This is a genomic window from Arthrobacter sp. 05N428_2, from assembly GCF_056397065.1.
On record NZ_JBFTMR010000017.1, the window covers coordinates 33254 to 55902 of the forward strand.

26 protein-coding genes and 1 riboswitch are annotated in these 22649 nt (G+C 68.2%); of the genes, 14 read left to right on the forward strand and 12 right to left on the reverse strand.

Translation table 11 applies throughout. The features are described 5' to 3' along the window. The first annotated feature begins 145 nt into the window (after positions 1-145). Positions 146-311: riboswitch (cyclic di-AMP (ydaO/yuaA leader) on the forward strand. A 4-nt stretch (positions 312-315) separates the two neighbouring features. Then, entirely contained in the window at positions 316-1062 is a 747-nt protein-coding gene (locus AC1DGI_RS15740) for an NlpC/P60 family protein (RefSeq protein WP_441403298.1), read from the forward strand. Between the two features lie 76 nt (positions 1063-1138). Here AC1DGI_RS15740 and AC1DGI_RS15745 read toward each other — a convergent pair whose 3' ends face one another. Then, a complete protein-coding gene (locus tag AC1DGI_RS15745) occupies positions 1139-1723 on the reverse strand; it encodes a dihydrofolate reductase family protein (RefSeq protein WP_441403297.1) in 585 nt (194 codons plus the stop codon). 241 nt (positions 1724-1964) lie between these two features. Between AC1DGI_RS15745 and AC1DGI_RS15750 the strand changes: the two genes are divergently transcribed. Both AC1DGI_RS15750 and AC1DGI_RS15755 read left to right on the forward strand, forming a co-directional pair. After that, complete coding sequence (locus AC1DGI_RS15750) at positions 1965-2162, forward strand: helix-turn-helix transcriptional regulator (protein WP_441403296.1); 198 nt, start codon at positions 1965-1967, stop codon at positions 2160-2162. Next, entirely contained in the window at positions 2162-3355 is a 1194-nt protein-coding gene (locus tag AC1DGI_RS15755; RefSeq protein ID WP_476899501.1) for a type II toxin-antitoxin system HipA family toxin, read from the forward strand. Before AC1DGI_RS15750 ends, AC1DGI_RS15755 begins: the two co-directional genes overlap by 1 nt. A gap of 209 nt (positions 3356-3564) precedes the next feature. On the opposite strand, the gene AC1DGI_RS15760 is transcribed toward AC1DGI_RS15755, so the two are convergent. Further along, positions 3565-5031, reverse strand: coding sequence for a DUF5129 domain-containing protein (locus AC1DGI_RS15760; RefSeq protein WP_476899502.1), 1467 nt, complete (start codon positions 5029-5031; stop codon positions 3565-3567). Between the two features lie 112 nt (positions 5032-5143). Here AC1DGI_RS15760 and AC1DGI_RS15765 point away from each other — a divergent pair, with 112 nt between their 5' ends. Further along, entirely contained in the window at positions 5144-5668 is a 525-nt protein-coding gene (locus tag AC1DGI_RS15765) for an LpqB family beta-propeller domain-containing protein (protein ID WP_476899503.1), read from the forward strand. Further along, a complete protein-coding gene (locus tag AC1DGI_RS15770) occupies positions 5665-7347 on the forward strand; it encodes a DUF5671 domain-containing protein (RefSeq protein WP_476899504.1) in 1683 nt (560 codons plus the stop codon). Before AC1DGI_RS15765 ends, AC1DGI_RS15770 begins: the two co-directional genes overlap by 4 nt. Before the next feature lie 145 nt (positions 7348-7492). Here the strand turns inward: AC1DGI_RS15770 and AC1DGI_RS15775 are convergent, their stop codons facing one another. After that, positions 7493-8650 carry a cation:proton antiporter gene (locus AC1DGI_RS15775; protein WP_441402614.1) on the reverse strand — a complete coding sequence of 386 codons (1158 nt, stop codon included), beginning with the start codon at positions 8648-8650 and terminating at the stop codon, positions 7493-7495. Beyond that, entirely contained in the window at positions 8647-9084 is a 438-nt protein-coding gene (locus tag AC1DGI_RS15780) for a hypothetical protein (protein WP_441402615.1), read from the reverse strand. Before AC1DGI_RS15780 ends, AC1DGI_RS15775 begins: the two co-directional genes overlap by 4 nt. Before the next feature lie 140 nt (positions 9085-9224). Between AC1DGI_RS15780 and AC1DGI_RS15785 the strand changes: the two genes are divergently transcribed. Beyond that, complete coding sequence (locus AC1DGI_RS15785) at positions 9225-9587, forward strand: hypothetical protein (protein WP_476899505.1); 363 nt, start codon at positions 9225-9227, stop codon at positions 9585-9587. Between the two features lie 27 nt (positions 9588-9614). Here AC1DGI_RS15785 and AC1DGI_RS15790 read toward each other — a convergent pair whose 3' ends face one another. Genes AC1DGI_RS15790 through AC1DGI_RS15805 form a run of 4 tightly spaced genes read right to left on the reverse strand, consistent with a single transcriptional unit; the run spans position 9615 to position 12860 of the window. Next, positions 9615-10613: a sensor histidine kinase gene (locus tag AC1DGI_RS15790; RefSeq protein WP_441402617.1), complete on the reverse strand. Its 999-nt coding sequence runs from the start codon at positions 10611-10613 to the stop codon at positions 9615-9617. Between the two features lie 36 nt (positions 10614-10649). Then, positions 10650-11324 carry a response regulator transcription factor gene (locus AC1DGI_RS15795; protein WP_476899506.1) on the reverse strand — a complete coding sequence of 225 codons (675 nt, stop codon included), beginning with the start codon at positions 11322-11324 and terminating at the stop codon, positions 10650-10652. A gap of 5 nt (positions 11325-11329) precedes the next feature. After that, positions 11330-12088 (reverse strand): VTT domain-containing protein, encoded by a 759-nt coding sequence (locus AC1DGI_RS15800; RefSeq protein ID WP_476899507.1) that lies wholly within the window; start codon positions 12086-12088, stop codon positions 11330-11332. Positions 12089-12098: 10 nt separating this feature from the next. Next, positions 12099-12860: a phosphatase PAP2 family protein gene (locus AC1DGI_RS15805; protein ID WP_476899508.1), complete on the reverse strand. Its 762-nt coding sequence runs from the start codon at positions 12858-12860 to the stop codon at positions 12099-12101. A gap of 747 nt (positions 12861-13607) precedes the next feature. Here AC1DGI_RS15805 and AC1DGI_RS15810 point away from each other — a divergent pair. Next, positions 13608-13955 carry a UBP-type zinc finger domain-containing protein gene (locus tag AC1DGI_RS15810; RefSeq protein ID WP_476899509.1) on the forward strand — a complete coding sequence of 116 codons (348 nt, stop codon included), beginning with the start codon at positions 13608-13610 and terminating at the stop codon, positions 13953-13955. Positions 13956-14030: 75 nt separating this feature from the next. Next, positions 14031-14705, forward strand: coding sequence for a DUF1345 domain-containing protein (locus tag AC1DGI_RS15815; protein WP_476899510.1), 675 nt, complete (start codon positions 14031-14033; stop codon positions 14703-14705). A 61-nt stretch (positions 14706-14766) separates the two neighbouring features. Here the strand turns inward: AC1DGI_RS15815 and AC1DGI_RS15820 are convergent, their stop codons facing one another. Both AC1DGI_RS15820 and AC1DGI_RS15825 read right to left on the reverse strand, forming a co-directional pair. Next, on the reverse strand, positions 14767-15459 hold the full coding sequence (locus tag AC1DGI_RS15820; RefSeq protein WP_441403232.1) for an endonuclease/exonuclease/phosphatase family protein: 693 nt from the start codon (positions 15457-15459) through the stop codon (positions 14767-14769). Between the two features lie 141 nt (positions 15460-15600). Continuing rightward, on the reverse strand, positions 15601-16728 hold the full coding sequence (locus AC1DGI_RS15825) for a sensor histidine kinase (protein ID WP_476899511.1): 1128 nt from the start codon (positions 16726-16728) through the stop codon (positions 15601-15603). Between AC1DGI_RS15825 and AC1DGI_RS15830 the strand changes: the two genes are divergently transcribed. From AC1DGI_RS15830 to AC1DGI_RS15845, 4 genes are all read left to right on the forward strand, one after another. Further along, the gene (locus AC1DGI_RS15830; RefSeq protein WP_476899512.1) at positions 16727-17485 is read left to right on the forward strand and encodes a response regulator; all 759 of its coding nucleotides are present in this window, start codon (positions 16727-16729) and stop codon (positions 17483-17485) included. The genes AC1DGI_RS15825 and AC1DGI_RS15830 overlap by 2 nt on opposite strands. A gap of 111 nt (positions 17486-17596) precedes the next feature. Beyond that, complete coding sequence (locus tag AC1DGI_RS15835) at positions 17597-18154, forward strand: CcdC protein domain-containing protein (RefSeq protein WP_476899513.1); 558 nt, start codon at positions 17597-17599, stop codon at positions 18152-18154. Positions 18155-18244: 90 nt separating this feature from the next. Further along, positions 18245-19045 (forward strand): CPBP family intramembrane glutamic endopeptidase, encoded by an 801-nt coding sequence (locus tag AC1DGI_RS15840; protein ID WP_476899514.1) that lies wholly within the window; start codon positions 18245-18247, stop codon positions 19043-19045. A 23-nt stretch (positions 19046-19068) separates the two neighbouring features. Beyond that, on the forward strand, positions 19069-19872 hold the full coding sequence (locus AC1DGI_RS15845; protein WP_476899515.1) for a thioesterase family protein: 804 nt from the start codon (positions 19069-19071) through the stop codon (positions 19870-19872). A 29-nt stretch (positions 19873-19901) separates the two neighbouring features. On the opposite strand, the gene AC1DGI_RS15850 is transcribed toward AC1DGI_RS15845, so the two are convergent. Further along, positions 19902-20285 (reverse strand): DUF2177 family protein, encoded by a 384-nt coding sequence (locus AC1DGI_RS15850; RefSeq protein WP_476899516.1) that lies wholly within the window; start codon positions 20283-20285, stop codon positions 19902-19904. Positions 20286-20301: 16 nt separating this feature from the next. Between AC1DGI_RS15850 and AC1DGI_RS15855 the strand changes: the two genes are divergently transcribed. Beyond that, positions 20302-21060 (forward strand): lipoate--protein ligase family protein, encoded by a 759-nt coding sequence (locus AC1DGI_RS15855; protein ID WP_476899520.1) that lies wholly within the window; start codon positions 20302-20304, stop codon positions 21058-21060. A gap of 44 nt (positions 21061-21104) precedes the next feature. Here AC1DGI_RS15855 and AC1DGI_RS15860 read toward each other — a convergent pair whose 3' ends face one another. Further along, positions 21105-21611 carry a DinB family protein gene (locus tag AC1DGI_RS15860; RefSeq protein ID WP_476899517.1) on the reverse strand — a complete coding sequence of 169 codons (507 nt, stop codon included), beginning with the start codon at positions 21609-21611 and terminating at the stop codon, positions 21105-21107. A gap of 86 nt (positions 21612-21697) precedes the next feature. On the opposite strand from AC1DGI_RS15860, the gene AC1DGI_RS15865 reads away from it, so the two are divergent. After that, entirely contained in the window at positions 21698-22420 is a 723-nt protein-coding gene (locus AC1DGI_RS15865; RefSeq protein ID WP_476899518.1) for an AAA family ATPase, read from the forward strand. Positions 22421-22649 lie beyond the last annotated feature (229 nt).

Here is a 22649-nt window from a genome sequence, read left to right on the forward strand (position 1 = left end):
CCGGCGGCCTAGGGTTTTTCGGCGCCACGACACGCTCTCGTTACCTGAATGTGACATTGCCGCCCGACTCCGTTACCGTTGATGGGTGCCTGTTTGTATCCGATACGGGCGCTCCCCAGCCGATTGCCTAACTCTGCCGCGGCCCGGGATCCGAATGCAACCTTTCTGGCAGAGACGGGGAAACCACATTTGACCTGCATTTCCGGCAGGTCTTGGGGTGAAGCCGCACAGCGCCCGTTCTGACGGGCCCGCGGCCGGGTGCCTCCCATCCGAATCCGACAGCTCACCTCGTAGGCATTGGGAGAGGCTACAAACATGTTCTCAAGCACTACTGCTGCGCGCCATCGCTCCGACGCCACCGCCGGGCGGTCCTCAGCATTTTCCATCAAGTCAGGTACCGTCGGCCGCCAGGCCGCAGTAATCTTTGCAGCCTCCGGACTCGTCCTCACAAGCGGCATGGCGGCCAACGCCGCCGTCGCACCGGTTCAGCGCGACGCCGCCCCCGCATCCTCCGTTGACGTCGCCAGCAAGGTCTCGACGCCGGTCACGGCTGATTCCTCCGTGCAGATCAGCTTTGATCGCTCCGCCGTTGCTACTTCGCCGGCCCCCGTGATCGAGCAGCCCGCCGCAGCTCCGGCGGTCGCAGCCCCGGCCGCCGCCGCGCCGGCCGCAGTGCAGGCCCCGGCCGCACCGAAGATCACCGTGCAGGCCGCAGCGGCCCCGGCGCCGGCTCCGGCGGCAGCCGGCGGCGTCAATGCCGCAATGCTCGCCTCCGCGTACGCCCAGATCGGCATTATCCAGGACTGCACCGCCATGGTGGAGAAGGCTCTCGGCGCCGCCGGCCACCCGGTGGGTGACCTCGGTCCGCAGCAGTTCCTGAGCCAGGGGACGGTAGTTGCGACCCCGGAGCCCGGAGACATGGTGGTTCAGTCCGGCCACGTCGGCATCTACGCCGGCAACGGCCAGGTCGTCAGCGGCGGCATGAACGGAACCAACCAGACCATCGTCCACCCGCTGTCCTGGCTGACTGCCACCGGCGGCGTGACGTTCGTCCGCGCCTAAGCACCAAGGCGTAGGTGCCTGGGCGTACGCGCCGAGGCGCAGCGCACTGCATTGAAGGGCCGGTGGCCGGCTGTCGTTATGACGGCCGGCCACCGGCCTTTGGCGGGCTGGAGTACCGCAACAAGACAACGCCATTGCCAAACGCCCGGGTTTGAACGAGCGTGAGCGGCGTCTTGCTGTCCGCGGGCTTGAACAAGGGTGTCCCGCGCCCTATCAACACCGGGTGGACGTAGATCCAGTACTCATCGATCAGCCCGAGGCGCCGGAAGGTGTCGGCAAGATCAGCCCCGCCCAGGGCCAAATCGCCGCCCGGCTGTGCCTTCATTTCCAGGATGTCCTCGGCGATGACGTCGCGCACCACAGTGGTGTTCCAGTCGGTTGCCTCAAGCGTGCTTGAATAGACGACCTTGGGCATCTCCCGCCAGATACCGGCGAACTCGGCCATCGTCGGCGGGCAGGCCGGATCCTGGTCCGCCGTCGGCCAGAAGCTGGCCATCAGCTCATGGGAAACGCGGCCACTGAGGAACGCGCCCATGGTGCGGAGGTGTTCGTTGAAATGGCTGTGGAGTTCCTCGTCGACCATGTGCCAGCCGATGTCCCGGTCGGGTCCCTCCACGTAGCCGTCGAGGGACACCTGCAGGGCGAGGATGATCTTCCGCATGGCCCAGAGCCTACGCGTCGGGTGGCCGCCGCCGGAAGGGGTGCGTGGGCACCCGGGTTTCGGCAGCATACTGCCGGTTTTGCCGATGCGGTTGACTGGGCTGCTCCGTGAATGCATGATCGGCAACATCTTGCCGATTGGATGCTCGTCATGCATTATGGAAGGATATTGGGGTCCAAATCGGCAGAATGTTGCCGGACCGTCACCCGCATAGGTGGCATACGTTCGAAGGGGGAGTGCCGTGGCCGACGTGGCAAGTATTGCCGAGGGGATCCGCCGAAGCCGCAAGGCTGCCGGGCTTACCCAGGAGGATTTGGCGTTGCTGGCCGCCACCTCGGAGCGCACCGTCCGCGCCATCGAGACCGGGACCGGCAACCCCTCATTGCGTGCGGTCGCGGCCGTGGCCAACGTGCTCGGCCTGCGGCTCGCGGTGATCTGATGGCTGCCGAACTGCAGGAACTGAGGTTCGTCAGGTCCGCCGACGTCTACAAGAACGGACACCTGGCCGGTTCCCTGGCCCGCACCACCGACGGCGGGGTGCGGTTTTCGTACCGGTCCGACTATCTTGCGGGCGGGTACCCTGCGGTTGCGGTATCCCTGCCGGGATCCGAAGTGGCGGTGGAAGCCCCCGCGGGCGCCCTGCCGGCCTTCTTTGCCGGGCTCCTTCCCGAGGGGCACCGGCTTACCGTGTTGAAGAACGCCACGAAAACCAGTTTTGACGACGAATTGACGCTGCTGCTCGCCGTCGGGGCTGATGTGCCGGGCGACGTCCAGGTAGTTCCTGCGGGAGAGTTGCCCGTCGATCCGGCGGCGCTGGCAGACACCTCGCGGCCGGAGGAGCTGGATTTTTCTCTACTTGCCAACACCGTCGACCTGCACGGCATCCCGGGGGTGCAGCGCAAGACCAGCGCCTCCATGCTGACGACGCCGCTGGCCCTGCGCGGTCACCGCTACCTGCTGAAGCTGGACCCAGCGGAACATCCCCATCTGGTGGAAAACGAGGCAGCCCATCTGATCGGCGCGAGGGGGCTCAAGATCCCCGTCGCAAAGAGCTCCGTTATTAAGGACAGTCACGGCCTGCCGGGGCTGCTGGTGGAGCGGTTCGACCGTATCAAGTCGGCCGACGGGAGGTGGCTCCGGCTGCCGCTTGAGGACGGCACCCAAGTCCTGGGTCTGCCGCCGGCCTCCAAGTACGGGTTGGCCTCCGAAGCGGTGGCCACCGCGCTGGCCGGGCTGTGTAAGGCTCCGCTGGTCGCCAGCCGCAACCTGTATCTCCAATTCGTCTTCGCCTGGCTGAGCGGAAACGGCGACCTCCACGCCAAGAACCTCGCCATCCTGGGCGGGGCCGCCGGATTTGTCATGGCTCCCGTGTACGACGTGCCGTGCACCCTGCTTTATGGCGACGAGACTCTGGCCCTGCCGGTTTCCGGCAAGACCAAAAACCTGAAGGCCAGGCACTGGGCTGAGTTCGCGGACACGCTGGGGCTGCCGCCGCGGGCAGCGGCAAGCGCCAACCGGATCGCCGTCGCCGCTGCAGGCGCCATCCGCCTCGAGGACCTGCCGTTCGGCGGCTCGCCGCTGCGGGGCGCACAGCGCGAGCTGCGGTTCAGGCGTCAAGCTCTCGCCGCCTGAGGCGCCAGAACAGCCACGTCGGTTTCCGCGTCTGCGGCCAGCTATGCGTCGAGACGAGCGACGGCGGCCGCCTCGACATCACCGCCGGCGACTCCTACAGGTATCGGTGTTGGCTGCCGGCTTGATGCATTCGGACCAGCGCCACCCGGGTTCGAAGCTGAAGCGTGCCAGGAATCGTCGCTTGGACACCGGTTGTCGACCTGTTTTTCTCAGAAGCCGGACGAGCTTCCGGCGCCGGAGAAGCTGCCGCCGCTACCGCCATAACCCGTGGTGCCGCCGCCCCGGGCACTGCTGACGCTGCTGACGCCGGTGTTGAAGCCGCTGTTGAAAGTGGGGACCGAGAAGAAATAGTAGGACGGATAAACCGTTCCTAGAATGCTTGGCTCGTAGCTGGGCCGGTGCTTCTTGCCGGTCCCGGCCTGGGCCTGGTCCATCTCCTCGCGCATGAGCTTGGCCTCGCGGTCGTTCCGGGCGAAGCCGGCAATCACGGTGTCCGCGTGGCTCTTAAGCAGCTCGGAGAGCTCCGTCCTGGCGTCCCGCAACCGGTCCAGCGCGGTTTCGGGGCTGATGCTGCGCTCGGATAGTTCGGCAGTCCAGCGTTCAAGCTCCCGCTGGCTGCCATCCCGGAAGGACCGGAGGGCCGCAGCTGTCGCGGAATCGCCCTCGCCATGGCTCTTGCCAAGCATGCCTTCGATACCGGCCAGGTCGCTGCGGAACGGTGCGAGCTGCCGGTCCCACGCCGGCGCCCAACTGGAGGCCCGGTTGAGCAGGGCGTTCGTGTCCGAGATGACATCGTCCAGCGCGTCCAGTTGGGCAGTCGCGTCCGCGTACTGCCGGGCCAGCAGCAAGTTGGCCCTGCGGCCCAGCTGGCGCTTTGTCAGGGCATGTACCTGGTTGGAGAGCCCGGTGGCCGTGTTGTAGCTGGTGAGGAACGTGCGGTACTTTTCCAGCACCGTGCTGCCGTAACGGGAGGACTCCGGGATGGTGCTGGCGTTCAGTTCGGTCACCTGCAGGTCCATGCTTACGCTGGAATAGTGCGCGTCTGCGCGGGCGATCTCCCGGCGGCTGCCCACCCGGGTACGCCAGCGCACGAGAAGCCACGTACCGGCGCCGGCCGCCGCCGCTCCCAGGGTGCTCCATGCGGTGGCGAGGAACGCGGTGGAGCGGTACCAGGGCTGGTTGATCAGCTCGGCGCCGCGCCTGATTCCGGCGATGGTCCCGTCGGTCCACTGGGCGTCGCGCAGCAGGTCCTTGGTGGCGTTTTGGATGTCGTCGCGTTGCGCGGGGGACACTTTCCGGTCCTCGCCCATGTACGTCCCGACATGCCGGCCGACCGGGTCAAGCGCAAAGATGAAGAGGCCGTCCGCCCACTTTTGCCCGTCCGCGCTGATCCAGTCCGGGTGCTCAGCGCGGGCAAAGCGCAGCACCTCCTCGTTGAGATTGTCGGCCGCGTTGCCGTTGTAGGTGTAGACGGCCACCTTGGTGGGCTGGTAAAACTCGATCTTCTGCACGGCGGGCAGCAGCGTGTTGCGGTCCAGCACGCCCGCCCGGTCCTCCACCACGACGTCGGCGGGCGGGACGGCGAGCGCCGCCGGGGCGGAGCCCAGCAGGATGCCCGTCAGGCCGATGAGCAGCAGCAACGCGCCCGCCAGCGCCGGGCCGATGATTTTCCGCATGATCCCCATTGTCCGAGAGTAGTGTCAGCTCCCAGCGTCGTCGACGCGCGGCAGCGCAGAAAGGGCCTAAAGACACCATGACCCGCCCGCGCGGCCGCCCCATACTGACGGCATGAGCCAAGCGCCGCAGGAGCCGGGACCGCCCGCGGCGGCTCCAGAGACGTCAAGCGGGCCAGAGCCCGTCCCGGGGCGGCAGCCGGACCGTGTCCTCCTGGCCATTGTGGCCGCCATTGCGGTTCTGGTGGTTGTCGCCCTGGCGGTGGTCTTCCTCCGTGGGGAACCGCAGCCGCTGGACGCATCGTCCCCCGCCGGAGTGGTGCAGCGCTACAGCAAAGCCGTCATCGACGCCGACCCCGCCGCGGCGGATACCTATCTATCGGACAGTGCCCGATCCCGCTGTGCCAGCTTCTACGGCAGCGCCCAGGCCAGCCGCGTGGTCCTGATCGCGACGACCGAGCGGGGCGACACCGCCACGGTGAAGGTCTCAGTAGTGCACTCAGCGCCGGACGGCCCGTTCGGCCCCTCAGAATACGCCGAAGAGGCCACCATCGCCCTCGTGAAGACCGCTGGCAGGTGGTTGATCAACGATCTGCCCTACAGCCTCCAGACCTGCGTCGGCGGGACGTTGAAGAAGTGAGCGCCACGAGGGTGGCTGGCGGGCCCGCGGTGGTGCCCGTCCAGGCGAAGCTCCGCCGGCTAGTGGTCATCGTGTTGCTGTTCGCCCTCGTCGTGATTGCCGCCAACGGGCTCAGCGGCCTGCTGGAACGGCTGCTGCGCTCCGGCCAGGTGCTGGCCGGCGACAGCGTTGCTGGACTGGCGCTGTCGTTGGCGTTCACCCTGGTCGGCGGCCCGCTCGCGGCGCTGCTGTGGTGGCTCGTATGGCGGCGGCTGGACGAGGACGCGGAGCGGGCAGCCCCCTCCTGGGGTCTCTACGTCGCCGCGGTTTACACGATGTCCCTCGTCATCTCTGCCACGTCCCTGCTGGCCATGGCCGCCTCCGTCATCGCGGAGAACAATCCGGAGTGGCGCTCAGCCCTGTCCGTCGGGCTGGTCTGGGCGCTGGTCTGGGTATGGCACCACTGGATGTGGCGCCATCCGGCCCGGGGTCCGATCGAGCTCGCCACCGTGCCGGCCGTGCTCGGCACCTACTTCGGTCTGGCCCTCGGCGCGGGCGCTGCGGTACTGGCCCTGGGTGGACTGTTCGACGTCGCCCTCCGCGGGCCCATGGAACTCACCCCGACCGATAACCCCTGGTGGCGGCCGGTCCTCCGGGACCTGGTCTGGGCGGCCGGGGGAGCCGCGGTCTGGTGGGGACACTGGGTGCGGGGCGGTGCGCGCCGGCTGCGGGACGGGTTCGCGGACGTCGGGCTGATCGTTGTCGGAGTGCTGGCTCCCGGATTGCTCGCCCTGGGCGGCGCCGGCACCGCCCTCTTTGTGCTGCTGCGACTGGTGTTTGACCGGCAGGATTCGCTGCCGGCACTGCTCGAGCCGCTTGGCGTTGCCGTCGCCGCGGCCGCCGTCGGCGCGCTGGTGTGGCGGTATTACCGGGCCGCGGCGGTGGTCCGCGCGCAGCGGACCCGGCAGGCGGGGATGCTGGTGACGTCCGGCGTGGCCCTGGCAGCGGCGGCCAGCGGCATCGGCGTCATCGTCAACGCTGCCCTGTCCATCGCGGTGTCGCCGCTCGCGGGTGGCAATGCCCGGACCCTGCTTCTGGGCGGCATCAGTTCCCTCGCCGTAGGCGGCCTCATCTGGTGGCTTGCGTGGCGGCCCGCAGAACAGCATCGCCGGCCTGCCGCAGGGGCAGGCCGGCGGGTCTATCTCATCGCGGTATTTGGCCTCAGCGCCGTGGTGGCACTGGTGGCACTGCTGGTGGTCGGCTACCGGTTGTTCGAATTCTTGCTGGCCGAGGTCACCGGCGGCAGCCTGGTGGACCGAATCCGCGCACCGATGGGGCTGCTGGTGGCCACCGGTCTGGCAGCCGGGTACCACTTCGCTGTCTGGCAGCAGGACAGAACACGCCAGGCGGCAGCGGGACCGGGCCCGAAGCGGACGATAGGCCACGTCATCCTGGTGGCGGGCTCAGATCCCGAGCCGCTGCGCCGGTCCATTGAAGAGCTGACCGGGGCGGGGGTCACCGTCTGGAGCAGGGCCGACGTCGGCGTGCCCCTGCCAGCGGGTGCCGTGCCCGCGTCCGGCCTGCCGTCGGGAGATCCCGGCGGCCAGTTGGCCGTTGCCCTCACCGGGGTAAGCGCCGGGCGTGTACTGGTCATTGCCGGCCCCGGCGGGCACGTGGAGGTCATACCGCTCCGCGGCTAATGCCGCCGCGCCGTCCGGGTTACAGGAGACCGAATTCCCTCCGATAGGAGCGCACGGCGTTGGGTACCGTGGGAAAAACCGGTCCGGACCGGCCAACGGCGGCCACCACGCCCTCCCGGCCAGGCGGCTGACGTGGGGAATCTCTTCAGTGCTTGGCGTCGCTGGCATCTGCCGGCTCGGCGAAGGATTTGGCGGCCCTCGAGCCGGCGGCGGCACTCGCGGCTATGGTGACCAAGGCACCGAGGAGCAGTGCCGCATCCTCCCCGGGCTGCAGCACGTGCAACTGGGTGCCGATGCTGGCCGCGGCCACGGGGACCCCCAGCTGGGCGGCCGAGATGACACCCAGCGGCAGGGGGAGTCCAAAGGCCCGCAAGCCGGCGTGGAGCAGCACCGTCCCGACCCCCAAGGACAAGCCCAAGACGATCATGTCCGGGTGCCCGGCAAGGTCGCGCAGATTCAAGGAGGCGCCCAGCCACACGAAGAAGATCGGGCCCAGGAAACCGTCGCTGACGGCGAAGAGCTGGCGTGCCAGGCGCCTCGGTTCGCCGACGGCGGCCACCGCCAGCCCGAAGGAGAATCCGGCCAGCATCACCGAGACGTGGCCGATGCCGGCGACTCCGGCCAACGCGAAGAGGAGAACCAGTTGGATGCGCAGTTCGAGGGCGAATTTGCGGTCCTCCGAGAGCCGGTGCAGGCGCTGGCGGGTGCCGCTGCGCTCCAGCGCCCGCAGCGCGAAGAAGAGCGCCACGGCGCATGCTCCCACCGTGAGCGCTCCGAGGGCGGCGCGCCCGGCGTTCGGTGGGTCCACGGCCAGCGGCAGGGCGACAATGCAGGCGATGTCGGCGAGGGCCACCTGGGCCGTCATGGCCACCACCTGCGGGCCGCCCAGGCGCAGGGAGTCAACGATTGGGAGGACCAGTGCGGCGGATGAGGAGGCCAGCAGCACCACGTAGAGCGGAGCGTGCCCGGTGCCAAACGCCAGCCCCAGGCCGGTACCGATGACCACCGCCGCGATGGCCGCAACTGCGGCCCGGCCCGAGCCTCTGCCGAGGGCTGAGCGGATCTGGGGATCGCGTACCGGCACATGGCTTCCGGCCACGAACATCATCAGGGCGAAGCCGATATTCGCCAGCAGGCTGAAGGTGGGGTCAGCCGGATCGACTAGTCCTAACCCCGTCCGGCCGATCACGATGCCTGCCAGCAATTCGCCCAGGACCACCGGTAGGCGCCAGCGGACCGGCAGTGCGAGCAGCGGCCCCGCCAGCGCGACGACGGCAATCAGCGCCAGGGACAGGAAGGTCACCCTGCGCCGGCCCCGGCAGGTCCCCTGGCTGCCACGGGAGCCAGCTTGACGGGGATGGGTGTGTTCTCGTCGGTGAGGTAGGAAGCGCAGACCCGGTGGTACCCGTCGGCGATTTGGGCTGCGATGCCGTCATGGAGGTCGCCGCGGACCATCAGCACCGGAGAGAGCTTTTTGCCGGCCGCTATTTTGGCAAGGTCCGACGCGACGTGCGGGTTGTCCTTTGTCAGCAGCGGCAACCCGCAGGCGCGCAAGATGTCCTTCGCCAACTGTTGGGTGACCGGCAGGTTGCGCATCGCCTGCACGGTGGCAGCGGCGCAGACTGCGTCGGTGAGCAGGGCGAGATAACGCTCCGCGGCCGGGTAATCGTGTTCCTCCGGTTCGGGCAGCCAGATGACGGATGCCGTCGGATCAGTTTTCCTGGAGTCTTTCGCCATGGAATGAGACTAGTCCCGTCCGGGCCCTAACGCCCGGGCACTTGGGCCAGAGCGCCCGTCCGCCTTCAGCTTCTTCACAGATTCCGCGGCTAATGTCCCCGACGGCAGGAATTGTCCCGCCACCGACATGAGGAGAATGCGTGGGGCCGGTAAAGAGCCTGTGGGCGATGGTTCAGGGAGACCCCGTCTTTATGCGGCGCGTCAACGGGTGGCTGGCGGTTATCTGGATCCTGATGATCCCCATTTCGCTGATGATGGGCTGGCTGGACTCCGTCGTCTACGTCTCGGCGCTGTCGCTTTGGGCCCTCGTCTCCGGTCACTGGTCCGCCTGGCAGGCGGCCCGGGTTGAAGTCGCACAGTTGGAGGACGCGAAGAAGCGCGAGAAGGAAGACCTAGTCGCCGAGGTGGTGGCGGCGCTCCTGGCCAGGACAAATGTGGAGCCCGCCACTGCGCCGGTCCTGGACCCGGACCGGGCCAGGCCCCAGGGTGCGGAAGCCAACTGACCCTTTGCCGGCGCCGCGTTTGCGGTGTCAGGATCCGGCTGCCGGCAGCAGGATCCTCATGACGGTCCCGTCCGCGCCGGTCCGGGCCACTTCCACGGTGCCGCCGGCTGCCATGGAGATCTCGCGGACCAGGGACAGTCCGATGCCGAAGCTCCGCTGTCCGCGTGCACCGTCAGGGCTGGGGGTCCTGACAAAGCGGTCGAAGATCCGGTCCTGGTCGACGCCGGTGATCCCGGCCCCTGTGTCGGCCACCGTGATGACCGCCTGATGCTGCCGCGCAGCCGTGGAAATCGTGACACGGCCGCCGGGCGGGGTATGGGCCAGGGCATTGTCCGCCAGTGCCAGAACTGCCCGCCGCAGTGCGTTCGGTTCGATCCTGGCCCGGGGCCGGCCGTCTGCGGTGAACTCCAGCCGGACTTCCTTGGCGGCGGCCAGTTGCTGCAGGCTATCCGCGACGGAGGCCGCGACGTCGGCCAGATCCACCGCCTCGGCTGCGGGATCGGGGGCGACCGCGGTGGCTGCCAGCAGCAGTTCGTTGACGATTCCGGTCAGCGTGGCCGTGTCCTCACGGATTCTTAGCAGTGCCCGGCCCGGCGCCGAGTCCGGGGCGGCGTCGCGCTGCGCGAGCTGGATCCGGGTATCCAGGATGGCCAGCGGCGTGCGGAGTTCGTGGCTGGCGTCCTGGACAAACCGGCGCTGGCGGGCGAGGGCCTCGCCCAGCGGACGGATGGCGCTGCGGGCACTGAGCCAGCCGACAAGGCCGGCCAGGGCGATGCCCGCCACCCCGGCTATGATCATCGCCTCCAGCAGGTCTTTGGAATCAAGGTAGGCGTAAGTGGTACCCGCAGACGCCGAGGGCGGCAGGTCCGGGTGGGCCAGCTTGTTCATCAGATACAGGGCCGCGACGGCGAGGAGGCCGAGCACCATGACGGCGCACGCGACGCTGATGCGGACGGCCACTTTGAGTGAGGCCTTGCGCAGGGTGGATTGGTCCGGGGCGCCGCCCGGCAGTGTTGCCTTGGTCATTCGCGTCCCCAAGCCTTTGCTTTCCTGTTCAGTGCGTTAGTCACGGGCGTCGCCAATCTGGTAACCGACGCCGTGGACGGTGCGGATGACAGATTTGGCGATCTTCCGGCGCAGGTGGTGGACGTAGGTGTCGATCACCCCGGGCTGATCTGTGGGGTGGAAGAAACCGGCCAGCAGCTCGTCCCGGCTGAAGACCCGCCCGGGTTCGGCTGCGAGCGCGGCGAGCACTTCGGACTCTTTCGCCGTGAGCGAGACCAGGCTGCCGTAGACCGACCGGACCGAGCGCGACGCCGGATCGAGCTCCCAGTCGCCGATGCTCACCGTCCCGGCGGGCTGGGTGAACGTGCGGGTCAGGGCGCGCAGCCTGGCGGCGAGTTCGCCGGCGTCGAACGGCTTGGTCACGTAGTCATTGGCGCCGGCGTCCAGGCCCCGGACTTTTTCGCTGGGGTCGCCCAGCGCGGTCAGGATCAGGATCGGCACGGAAATGCCCTTCGACCGCAGGGCCGTGATCAGGGCGATCCCGTCCATGACGGGCAACCCGCGGTCGATGACCATCACGTCCCACGGCTCCGTCAGGCCCAGGTGCAGACCGTCCTGGCCGTTGGCGGCCAGGACGACCCGGTAGTCCGGCTCGAGCAGCTCGGCGATCAGTGGGCCAAGGACCGGATCGTCTTCGACGAGCAGCAGGCGCGGGCGGTCAGCGATTGTCATGCGGCCTATTCTTTCGCGGCCATTTCCCCGGCCAGCACGCCGTCGGCCGTGTCGGGCGTAGTTTCGTTGCTGCCGTGCGGGGCCGCTGCCGGGGCGCCGGCGCCGGCACGGCGGTTCCGGCGTCGTTGCTTGAGGAACTGCACACCCCACGGCAGGACGGAGACCAGGACCATCACCACGGCGATCACGTCGATGTTCTTGGCAATGATCTCGTACTGTCCCAGCCAGGTGCCCAGCAGCGTCACGGAGGTCGCCCACGCCAGGGCTCCGACGAAGTTCCAGAGCGTAAAGGCCTTGTATCCGTAGCGGCCGATGCCGGCAGTCAGCGGCGCAAAAGTCCTGACGATGGGAACGAAACGGGCCAGCACGACGGCGGCGCCGCCGTGGCGGCGGAAGAAGTCCTCCGTGGTGGTCAGGTGGGACGTCTTCAACACCTTCGCGTCGTCCTTAAACCAGCGCCGTCCAAAGGCGCGGCCCAGCATGTAACCGACCTGGTCGCCGGCGACGGCGGCTGCGGTGACCACACCGATCAGCACCGGCAGCGCCAGCTGCAGCTGCTGGTGCAGCAGCCCGGCGGTGAAAAGCAAGGAATCGCCGGGCAGGAACGGAAAGAGCACGCCGGATTCGATGAACACCATCACCGCGATCACGCCAAGGGCCGCCGGACCGAGCCCAGCGAGCAGGCTTGCCGGGTCCAGCAGGGAAGGAGATCCGGCCGCGGCGGTCAGGGCCGGAACCAGTCCCGAGAGATAGATGCTGTGCACGGTTACGTCCTTAGCGTTGGCGTGAGTGGAGGAAGACGGCAGCCGGGAGGCGGTCCACGATGGAGGGAGCGAAGCGGTTCCACAGCCCGGCGACCAGGACCACGGCTGCGCTTGCGGCCAGGAACGAGGCCGCCACGTCGGTGGGGTAGTGGACCCCGACATAGACCCTGGACCACGCCACGATCAGGGCCATGGCGATGCCGGCGACGGCGATGAGCTTGGACCAGCGGGTGCCGCGGGCGAGGAAATAGAGTGCGAAAGCCAGCGCGACGGCGAACGAAACGTGGCCGCTGGGGAAGCTGTTGGAGCCGGTCTCCGGGGCGAGGGGATCGAAGAGCAGCGCCGGGTTGGGCCGTTGCCGGGCGATGATGAGTTTGAAGGCTTCGCTGGCCACCCAGCCGGAGCACGCCACGAGGCCGAAGCCGACGGCCTTGATCAGGTCACGGCGTACCAGCCAGATGTAGAGGGCGGCGACGCCGACCAGTGCGAGTCCCGCCACGGGGCCGAAAACGAAGTTGATTGCCATCGCGACGGCGGTCAGGGCGGCGGCGTGGTGCTGGCTGAGGTCCTGGTCCACGCCGAGCTCGGTCCGGGCTTCGCCGGGGATCAGTTGCACCGCCAGGCCCAGCGCGATGACGGCCGCGCAGAGCAGGACACCCACGAGCAGCCAGTGTCGGGCCTGGGGGAGGGCCCAGAACCGTTCCCGGGCAACAGGGCGCCCGGCGGGAACCTGGTGTGGTGCAGTGCGGTCGACAGGGGCGGGTCCAGTCATCGAAACCTCCGGCTCGGGGCAGCGGCGCGCGGTCGCGCGTCTAGTTCAAGTCTTTCCCGTGCCGTTTAAGAAACGCTTAAGAACTGCGCGGACGCCCGAAGTGGGGCTGGGCATAGTCGGGGCGGCGCAGGCATTTGTCTCCGCCGCCCGGGCTTTTCAGGTGCCCCGGTCCCTCAACCGGGCGTCCTCACTGTCCTGGCTACCAGCGGATTGGGCGGTGGCTCCGGTTGTTGTCGTTCTTGTTGTTATCGTGCCGCTGTCCGTTGTGGTCCCAGAAGCCGTTCCTGTCGTGCCGGCAGCCGTCGTCGCCCGTCCACTAGCCGTTATGGTCGTTGTCGTCGCGCCAGTTGCCGTCGTCATCCCGCCAACCCCAGCCGTCGACTGGTCCTTTGACGAAGGCCATATCTTCGGTGCCCAGCCGGACCCGGGCAGCCCGGCTGTGGGCGGTCCCCTGGCCCGGATTGCTCGGGGGAGGGTCCCGGATTTCTTAGCGGAAGGGCACCGAATGATTTGGAATTGATACCCGTTGATGGCCTGGCCGGGATCTCGGCCGGCGGTCGTGGTCCGCGTCGTCAGGACCGGGGTTGCTCCGGGAATGGTTGGCCGGAGGACCATTACAGTTCACGCCCCCGCCCGTATCCCGAACAGGGACTAAAGACCCAGACGCCGCAGGCGCGGACCCTCCACTGGCTGTACGCGTAGGCTGGACCGAGGACCGAAAGGCACTCGAATCCGAGGGGAAGCCAGATGGACGCCAAGCTTGGAATTGACGAATCGGTTCCACCCAGCGGCACCGGCTGTATTGAATGCGAGGCCGGGGGAGGCTGGTGGCTGCATCTGCGCCGGTGCGCGCAATGCGGCCACATCGGCTGCTGCGACAATTCGCCCGGCCAACATGCCACCGCGCATGCCGAAGCCAGCGGCCACCCGGTCATCCGGAGTTTCGAACCCGGCGAAGACTGGTTCTTCGACTACCCCAGCTCCTCGTTTTTTGACGGACCGGACCTGGAACCGCCCGCGCACCATCCGCCAGGCCAGGGTGTCCCGGGGCCGGCCTCACGCCTTCCCGGTGACTGGCGGGACCACCTGCACTGACGGCAACACGCCCACTGACGGCAACACGCCCGGCTTGGGGCACGCCAGACGGGTCCGGGGTGAAATGATCGCAGCATGAGCACACATAACAGGGCTGGCCGCCAAGGGCTGAACTTCAACACCCGGGCCCATCATTCGCGGCTGCGGGTGGCAGCCATGGTCGTTGTCGGAGTCGCAGTGGGGCTGGCCGTCGGGTCCTTGAAGTCATGGGCGTACGCACCGGCCATGGGGTGGGCGGCAGCGTCGCTGACCTACCTAATCTGGGTGTGGGCGGTCATCGGGCATTTGCAGTCCGAGGCCACGGCAGCGCACGCCCGGCGCGAGGATCCGGGCCGGGGTGTCTCCGATGTCCTGGTCCTGACGGCCACGCTCGCCAGCTTTGCGGGGGTTGCCCTGATCCTCGTGGACGCATCCAACGCCGCAGGCGGCGCGAAAGCCGCCATCATCGCGATGGCGCTGGGCAGCGTCGCGCTGAGCTGGTTCCTTGTGCACACGCTGTACACCCTGCGCTACGCCTCGATTTATTACCGGGACGCGAGCGGCGTCGACTTCAACGAGGACCAACGTCCGCGGTACCTCGATTTTGCCTATCTGGCTTTCACCGTGGGGATGACCTTCCAGGTCTCAGACACCGATCTGAAGACCGACGCCATCCGCAGCACCGTGCTGCGGCAGGCGCTGCTGTCCTACTTGCTGGGTGCCATTGTGCTGGCCACCACCATCAATCTGGTGTCCGGCCTCATTCACTGATCCGGTTCACCGGTTCGCTTCACTGGGCCGGGTCACTGAAGTGACCCGGCCCAGGTGACGCCTAGTTCTCCGCAGACCCCGGGCCCTGGCCGTATTCGGCCGAGATCAAGATGGGGAGGTGGTCCGAGGCGCCGCGCGGCAGTGTTTCGACGTTTTCGATCATGAGGCCGTGGGACGTCGCGAAGTCGAAGTGGCCCTTGAAGACCTTGTACCGGGTGTAGGTCCGCCGGTCGCTGAGCGAGAGCTCGTAGCCGGCGTCTTTCATCTGCTCGGTGAGGTATTTGGTGAAGAACGGATAGTTGAAGTCGCCCACCATGAGCGTCATCAGACCCGCGCCCATGCCCAGCAACTCGGCGTGCGCGGCGTGGATCTGGTTCCGGCGCAGTGAGTTCGACGCCGTCAGCGGTGCCGCGTGGAAGGACGCGAGGACCAGATCGTGATCCGTCTCGTTGTCCACCACCCGGGTACCAATGAGCCGCTCGTGCGCGGGTGCCAGCACGCGGTCGTGCAACGATTTCTTCAGCGCAAACGTCTTGGACTCGCCGGCGGTGAAACGGTCCTTGCGGTAGTAGATCGCCAAGCCCAGCCGGTTGCCTCTGGTGGCCTCAGCCAGGTGCAGGCCGCCGATGCTTTCGGGCAGATCTTCGGTGTCGCACTCCTGGAGGCAGAGTCCGTCGATCTCGTAGTCGCGGGCCAGGGCTTCCAGTTCGCCGCTGGCCTTGTGCTTGCGGAGGTTGTAGCTGATGACTCTGATCAGTGGAGCACCTCTTCGCAGAATAGTCGGTAAACCTTGGTCCCGAGTCTACCCAGTCCGGCGGATCAGATGGGAACCCGGTGCCGCGGGTCGTCTTTCCGGGAGGGTCGAAGAACGCGAGTAAGGGCCCCGTGCCGGCGGTCAGACGGGGATCGTGAGACGGACCCGGAATCCGCTGCCCAGCGGCCCCGCCTCGACGGTACCGCCGGCAAGTCGTGCCCGTTCAGCCATTCCGTTGAGACCGAAGCCCACGCCGCCGCCCGGGGCCGCGCCGTCGGCCGCGCCGTTGTCCGTCACCGTGAGCCGCACCGCGGTCTGCTCCCAGCTAAGGTCGACGTCGACGTCGGCTCCTGGGGCGTGCTTGCGCACGTTGGACAGCGCTTCCTGTGCCGTCCGATAGAGAGCCAGCGCGGCCTCCTGCGGCAGCGGCACCGCCTCGCCCCGGGAGTTGAACCTGAGCCGACCGGACGCAGCATCGCGGTGCTGATCGAGGAGCGATTGCAGCCGGCCGGGGCCCGGGGCCTCATCCTCGCGCAGGGCCAGCACGGCCCGCCGCGCCTCGGCGAGCCCGGACTTGGCGAGGGCGCCGGCCCGGTCCAGCGACCCTAGGAGGCGCGCGTCCGCCCCTGCGCTGCGAGCCAGCAACCGTGATCCCTCCAGGTGCAGCGACAGTCCGGACAGGGTGTGGGCCAGCACGTCGTGCATCTCGCGTGCCAGCCGCGCCCGTTCGGCGGCAGCGGCGGCGGTGCGTTCAGCCTCGCGGCCGGCCTCCACCTGCCGCAAGAGGACGGCGATCCGCTCCCGCTGCTCCTTCTCCCGCCGCAACAGCACTCCCACCAGCAAGAAGAACGCCGCACCCGCATCCGTTGCAAGAACCAGCGAGACCACGCCCTGGCCGGTACTCAGCTGCACGACGTTGACGGCGCAGGCGGCAAGCAGCACCAGCGCCGGCAGCAGGAGCCGTGGCGGCCGCAGCGGCGCAAAAGCCGCGATCAGAAAGAGGGCGGTGACCTCAGCAGTCGGATCGGCTGTACGCATCCCCACGACCGCGGCAGCCATCACCACCATCAGGACGACGTAGGCCGGCTGCGGCAGCCGGTCCTTGAGCAGGTACGGCACAGCTGCGGCCGTGAAGGCCGCCGCGGCGGCCGCGTTGAACATGCCGGCCCCGCTCGTCGAGAACCCCACCGGGCCCAGCGCCGCGCTGGCCGCCACAAGTGCCACCATGGCCAGTCCCAGTGGGATCAGCCATTGCCGGGAAGACGTCATGACTGGAATCATACGGTCCGTGACCAGCCAGCATCCCCGTGAAAGGCTGGGCCACAACACCACTCAGGAGGGGACACGGCGGATGGGCGACGGGCAAGTGCGGGTGCTGATAGTGGACGACCAAAAAGTGGTCCGGGACGGCCTGGCCATGATCCTCGGGTTCCTCGACGGGATCAGMGTTGTCGGTGTTGCAGTGGACGGCGCCGATGCCGTCCGCCAAGCCGGACGGCTGCATCCCGACGTCGTCCTCATGGATCTGCACATGCCGGTCCTGAACGGGGTCGAGGCCACGGCAATCCTCGGCCGCGAAGTGCCGTCGTGCGGGGTGGTGGTGCTGACCACCTTCGCGGACGACGACTGGGTGTTTTCCGCCCTCCGGGCCGGCGCGAAAGGCTTCCTGACCAAGGACGCCGACGCCGAAGAGATCCGGAAGGCGTTGCTGACGGTCGCCGCCGGGGACGCGCAGTTGGATCCCACGGTGCAGCGGCGGCTGCTGGAGCTGCTGGGGCGGGGGGAAGGAAAGGCTCTGGCCGCCCCGGGGTTGCCGGCCGCGGCGCCCGGTGGGCTTACCCCGCGGGAACTGGACGTCCTGGCACTCATTGCGGAGGGGCTGTCCAACACTGAAATCGCCGGCCGGCTCTTCGTCTCCGACTCCACGGTCAAGACCCACATCAACCACCTGCTGGCCAAAACCGCACTGAGGGACCGGGCGCAGCTGGTCGCCTACGCCTTCCGCCAGGGGATCGCCACCGGCTGAAGGGACCCTCCCGCGCCTCCACCCGCGCCTCCACCCACGGGTGGAGAGCCGGACAACAGGTTCCACCGGGGGGCCGAATCGCCGCGGAATCCGCGTCAGTACCTTTGAGCCATGACTACCGCACAATGGCTTCTCAACCTCGGACTGCTCGTCTTTATTCTCGGCAGCAACCTGGGCACCCGCCCGGTCACCGGCCGCCGGCTGGTGCTTCCCCTCATCCTCGCCTTGCTCGCCGGCTTCCTGCTCCTGTCTGCCGCGCCGGCCTCCGGAAACGACACGGCGCTCGCCGCCATCGGTGCTTGCGCCGGCACCGCGCTGGGCATCGTGGCGGGCATCTTCATGCGCCTGGAGCGGCGGTCCGACGGCTCCGTCGCCAGCCGCGCCGGCGCCGCCTACGCCCTGCTCTGGATCCTCGTGATCGGCGGCCGCATCGGCTTCGCCGAATCCGCCGCCGGCTGGGCCTCGGGGGCCGTCCGGGACTTCTCGATCAGTAACCACATTTCCGGCGGCGAATCATGGACGGCGGCCTTCGTCGTCATGGCCCTGGCCATGGTGGGCTCACGCGTCCTGGTCACCGCCCTGCGCTGGCGCGCCCTCCCGGCCGGCGCCCTCCCCGGCGGCGGTGGCGCCAACCAAGCCGCGCCGCAGCTGCCGGTTATCCGCGCCTGAAGACCAACGCCCTCAAGCCAGACCGTACACACCAGCCCCGTCCAAATCGTTCACCACCCCGCCCCTCCGCACCCAGGAAAAGGATCCTTCATGAGCACCCGGCCCGCACCCCAACCCCGTCCGTTCGCCACGGCGCTGCTGCTGGCCGCAGCCGCCGCGGCAGCCACCCTGGGCGCTGCCCTGTTGCTTGGCTGGCTGGCGCCGGACCTCGAACCCATGCAACAGCGGTTCATTGCCGTACTCGCCCTGGCCGTGGCCGCAGCCGGCTATGTCGCATTCCGCAGCCGTGACGTCTTCACCTCCGGACGATGGCGGGCCCCCCTCCTGGCCGTTCCCGCGGTCCTGGCCATCGCGCCGTTTGTTGGCGGGATCAAGGACGTCGGGGCGACGGCGACCGTCGTGATTGTAGTGGGCTATCTGGCCACCGGCGTCTACGAGGAATTGTGGTTCCGCGGGGTAATTTTTAATGCCCTCGCGTCCTGGACCCCGCTGCGGGCAGCCGGCCTCGCCTCCGCGCTGTTTGGCCTCATGCACCTGTGCAACATCGCCTTCGGCGCGAACCCGGTCGTGACGGCCGCCCAGGTGGTCGGGGCCAGCTGCTCCGGATTCGGCCTGGCGGCCTTGCGGATGCGAGGCTCGTCGATCTGGCCGCTGGTGCTCATCCACGCAGTCTCGGACATCGCACTCCAGCTCGGCGACGTCAGCAGCGCCTGGCGCTGGGGCATCATGATTGGCGGCGACGTCGTCCTGCTGGTCTTCGGCCTGGTCCTGTTGCGCCGCCGCCCGGCCGCCGGGGCGGCCAGCGCCGGCGAGGTGGCCGGCGCGGCTGCCGGACCAGGGCGCCGCGAAGAGGCGGCGGCCCCAGGCGATAGGGTGGTGGGGATTCTCTGATTGATGATGCGAAAGGCTCGACGTTGACTGCTGAACTACCGATGCTGGCCGAGGGCGATTTCTACTACGAGGCGTTGGGGGAGGGGCGTTTCCGCTCCACCATCCACGCCCAAGGCGCCTGGAACGTGCACGAACAGCACATGGCCCCCGCGTCCGGTATCATGGCCGACTGCCTCGCCCGGCACGAGCCGCGGGACGACATGCGGATGGCCCGGATCAGCTACGAGATCCTCGGCCTCATCCCGGGTGGCGAGTTTGAAGTCACCACCACGACGCTGCGCCCCGGACGGACCATCGAACTGCTGCAGGCCGAACTGGTGGCCGGCGGCCGGGTGGCCATCCGGGCCACGGCCTGGCGGATGATCACCTCGGACACCTCCGCCATCGCCGCGTTCGAGGACCCCCGGATCCCCGCTCCGGAGGACTGCGAGCCGTACGACGCCGCAACGGTCTGGCCGGGCGGGTACATCGCCTCGCTCAAGATGCGGATCGCCGAGGGCCACCGGGCCGGCTCCGGTACCGTCTGGCTGCACACCGATCACCCGCTCACGGACCGTGCCGACAGCAGTGACCTGGCCCGGCTGATCGGGCTGGTGGACACTGCCAACGGGATTGCCGCGCGGGTTCCGCCGGGCAAGGACAGCTATGCCTTCCCCAACCTGGATCTGCAGATCCATATGTACCGGCGACCAGTGGGTGAGTGGCTGGGCCTGGACAACGAGGTTTCGTTCGGCACCGACGGCATCGGCCTGACCTCCACCGTGCTGCACGATCTGCAGGGCCCCTTCGGACGCGCCGAACAGATCTTGACCTTGCGCAAGAGCTAGCCGGCGGCGGGAATGCCGCCGCTGCCCGGCTAGTGGAAAACGAGCCAGCCGACGACGGTGGCCAGGCCGGTCAGGAACGCGCCCCAGAGGATGTCCGCCACGACAATCGGCAACGGCCAGTTCTTCAGCGTCGCGGCATTGGTGAGGTCGTAGGTCGCATACGCGAAACCGCCCAGCGCGGCGCCGTAGCCCAGCGCGGTCAGCCAGCTGCCGCCGTCGAGCGCCGGACGGAGGGCAAAAAACAGGATCCCGGCGATGTACAGGACGTAGAACACCACGGCGTAGCCTAGATGGGGCTTGTCCGCCATCAGGTGGCCCAGGTGCCGGCGGTAGAACTTGCTCATCGACTTGAGCCAGACGGCGTCGATTGCGGCGAACGCCGCGGCGACCACGAGGAATTGCAGAATGACCATAAGGGAGCATAACAACATGCAGCAGCCCGCGGCCGCACCCCGGACCCTGACGGTCTACCGCCAGGGTCACTCCCTCGGAGCGGCGGCGGACCTGGACTTTGCGCTGGGGCTGCTGCAGCGCGTGAAGACCGGCACGGCGGGCCCCCTGCTGCGGCTGTACAGGCCCGCCCCCACCGTGGCCTTCGGCCAGCGGGACACCCACCTGCCAGGCTTCGACGCCGCGGCGCGGGCCTGCCGGGAACTGGGGTTCGAGCCCCTGGTCCGGAAGGCCGGCGGCCGGGCCGCCGCGTACCACGAGGGGACCCTCGTGATCGACCACCTGGAGCCGCACACAGATGCGATTGCCGGAGCCAAGGGCCGCTTTTCGTTCTTCGGCGAACTGCTGGCGCAGGCACTGCGCGACGCCGGGGTGGAGGCCGCCGTCGGCGAGATTCCCGGCGAGTACTGCCCGGGGGAGTTCAGTGTGCACGGCAGTTCCCACGGCACGTCGAGCACCCCCGCGCTGCTGCTCAAACTCATCGGCACCGCACAGCGCGTGGTGTCCGGCGGCTGGCTGTTCAGCTCGGTGATCATCGTCGAGAACTCCACGCCGATCAGGGCAGTACTGGAGGCCAGCTACGCCGCGTTGGGCCTTGACTGGGACCCGGCGACGGCGGGAGCGGTCAACGACCTGGTCCCGCACCTCGACGTGGACGCCATCGAAGCGGCCGTGCTGGGCGCCTACGGCCGCTACGCCGCCCTCGACTACGGCGACTTCGACAGTCTGCGGGTTTAGCTGCTGGTTTAGTTGCTGGCTTGGCCGCGGCCCTGGTTGCTGTTTTAGTCGGGGGCACGCGCCGCGAGGAGCTGCTCGCGGAGGATGTCTGCGTGCCCGCAATGCTGGGCGAGTTCCCGCAGCATGTGCAGGTAGACCCAGCGCAACGGCAGCGGTCCGCGGCGGTTCCCAGTGACCAGCTCATCCAGCCCGAGGCGTCCCGTCCGGCTGCGGGACTCCGCGCACGCCCGGCGATAGGCGGCCTGGACACCTGAGATGGTGTCGCCGTCGTCCAAGATAAAGGATTCGTCCGGGGTCGCCGGAATGCCGATCTCCTGGCGGCTCCGGCGCGTCACGGCTTCGTCGAACCAGACCTTCTCCACGAATGTGGCGTGCTTGACCAGCCCCAGCAGCGTCGTGCGGGAGGGAACCAGGGAAGCCCGGGCCTCCTGTTCGCTTAGCCCGTCAAGGCAGTCGTGCAGGGCGGCCCGGTGCTCGTCAAGGAACGCGTCGAACTGCGCCTTCAAGTCCGCCGCGAAGACGCCGGGATCCATGCTGGGGAAAGTACTCATGGGCCCACAGCCTAATAGCCTGCAGCCGGACTGCGGCGGTTCGAACGGAACGGAAGTGGTTCGGCTGGGCCTGCAAGAATAGCCGCATGCCACTGAAGGACTTTCCGATCCGACGCGTCGCCGAGGACCCCGGCACCGCCCTGGACCGTGGTCAGTGGCCGGCCACCCTGCCCCCGGTCGCGCAGGTCCTGGACAGTGGGCTCGACCTGACGCCGGCCACTGTCCTGGTCGGAGAAAACGGGTCCGGGAAATCCACCCTGGTGGAAGCAATCGCGCTGGCCTACGGCTTATCGCCCGAAGGCGGCTCAACCGGCGCCCGGCATTCTACCCGGCGCACGGAATCCGCCTTGGCCGGCCACCTGCAACTTATCAGGAACGCCGGCGCCACCCGGCGGGGATATTTCCTGCGGGCGGAATCCATGCACGGGTTCTTCACGTACCTCGAGCAGCATCCGAGCACGTCCGGCCCGGACATTCCATTCCATGACATGTCCCACGGGGAAGCGTTCCTGGAGCTGGCCGCTGACCGCTTCCAAGGTCCCGGGCTGTGGGTCCTGGACGAACCCGAGTCCGCGTTGTCCTTTATGGGATGTCTGAGCCTGCTGGCCGTCCTGAAGGATCTGCTGGCCGCAGGGAAGTCCCAGGTCATCATGTCCACCCATTCGCCGGTGCTTGCGGCCCTTCCGAATGCGCAGATCCTGGAAGTCGGCCCGTGGGGGTTGCGGCCCCGGGCCTGGGAAGAGCTGGAGCTGGTGGCCAACTGGCGCTCCTTCCTCGCATCGCCCGAGAGATACCTGAAGCACATCTGATATGTAGGCCTTCCTTGTCAAGCGGGCATGGGTGAGCGGTCCAAGGCTGGATGTCTTGGACCGCTCTTTTGTGTTCGCTCCCCCGCCTGCTCCGGTTGGCCGGCGCGTCTTGATCGACGGCGCTGTCAGACTGATATGCGCGGGTTGGCTACCGCAGGACGAGGTGTTCGGCTGGAGGGGTGCCGCTGGTCTAGCAATGTCGGGCGTCACCGGTTGGTTGCCGGTTGCC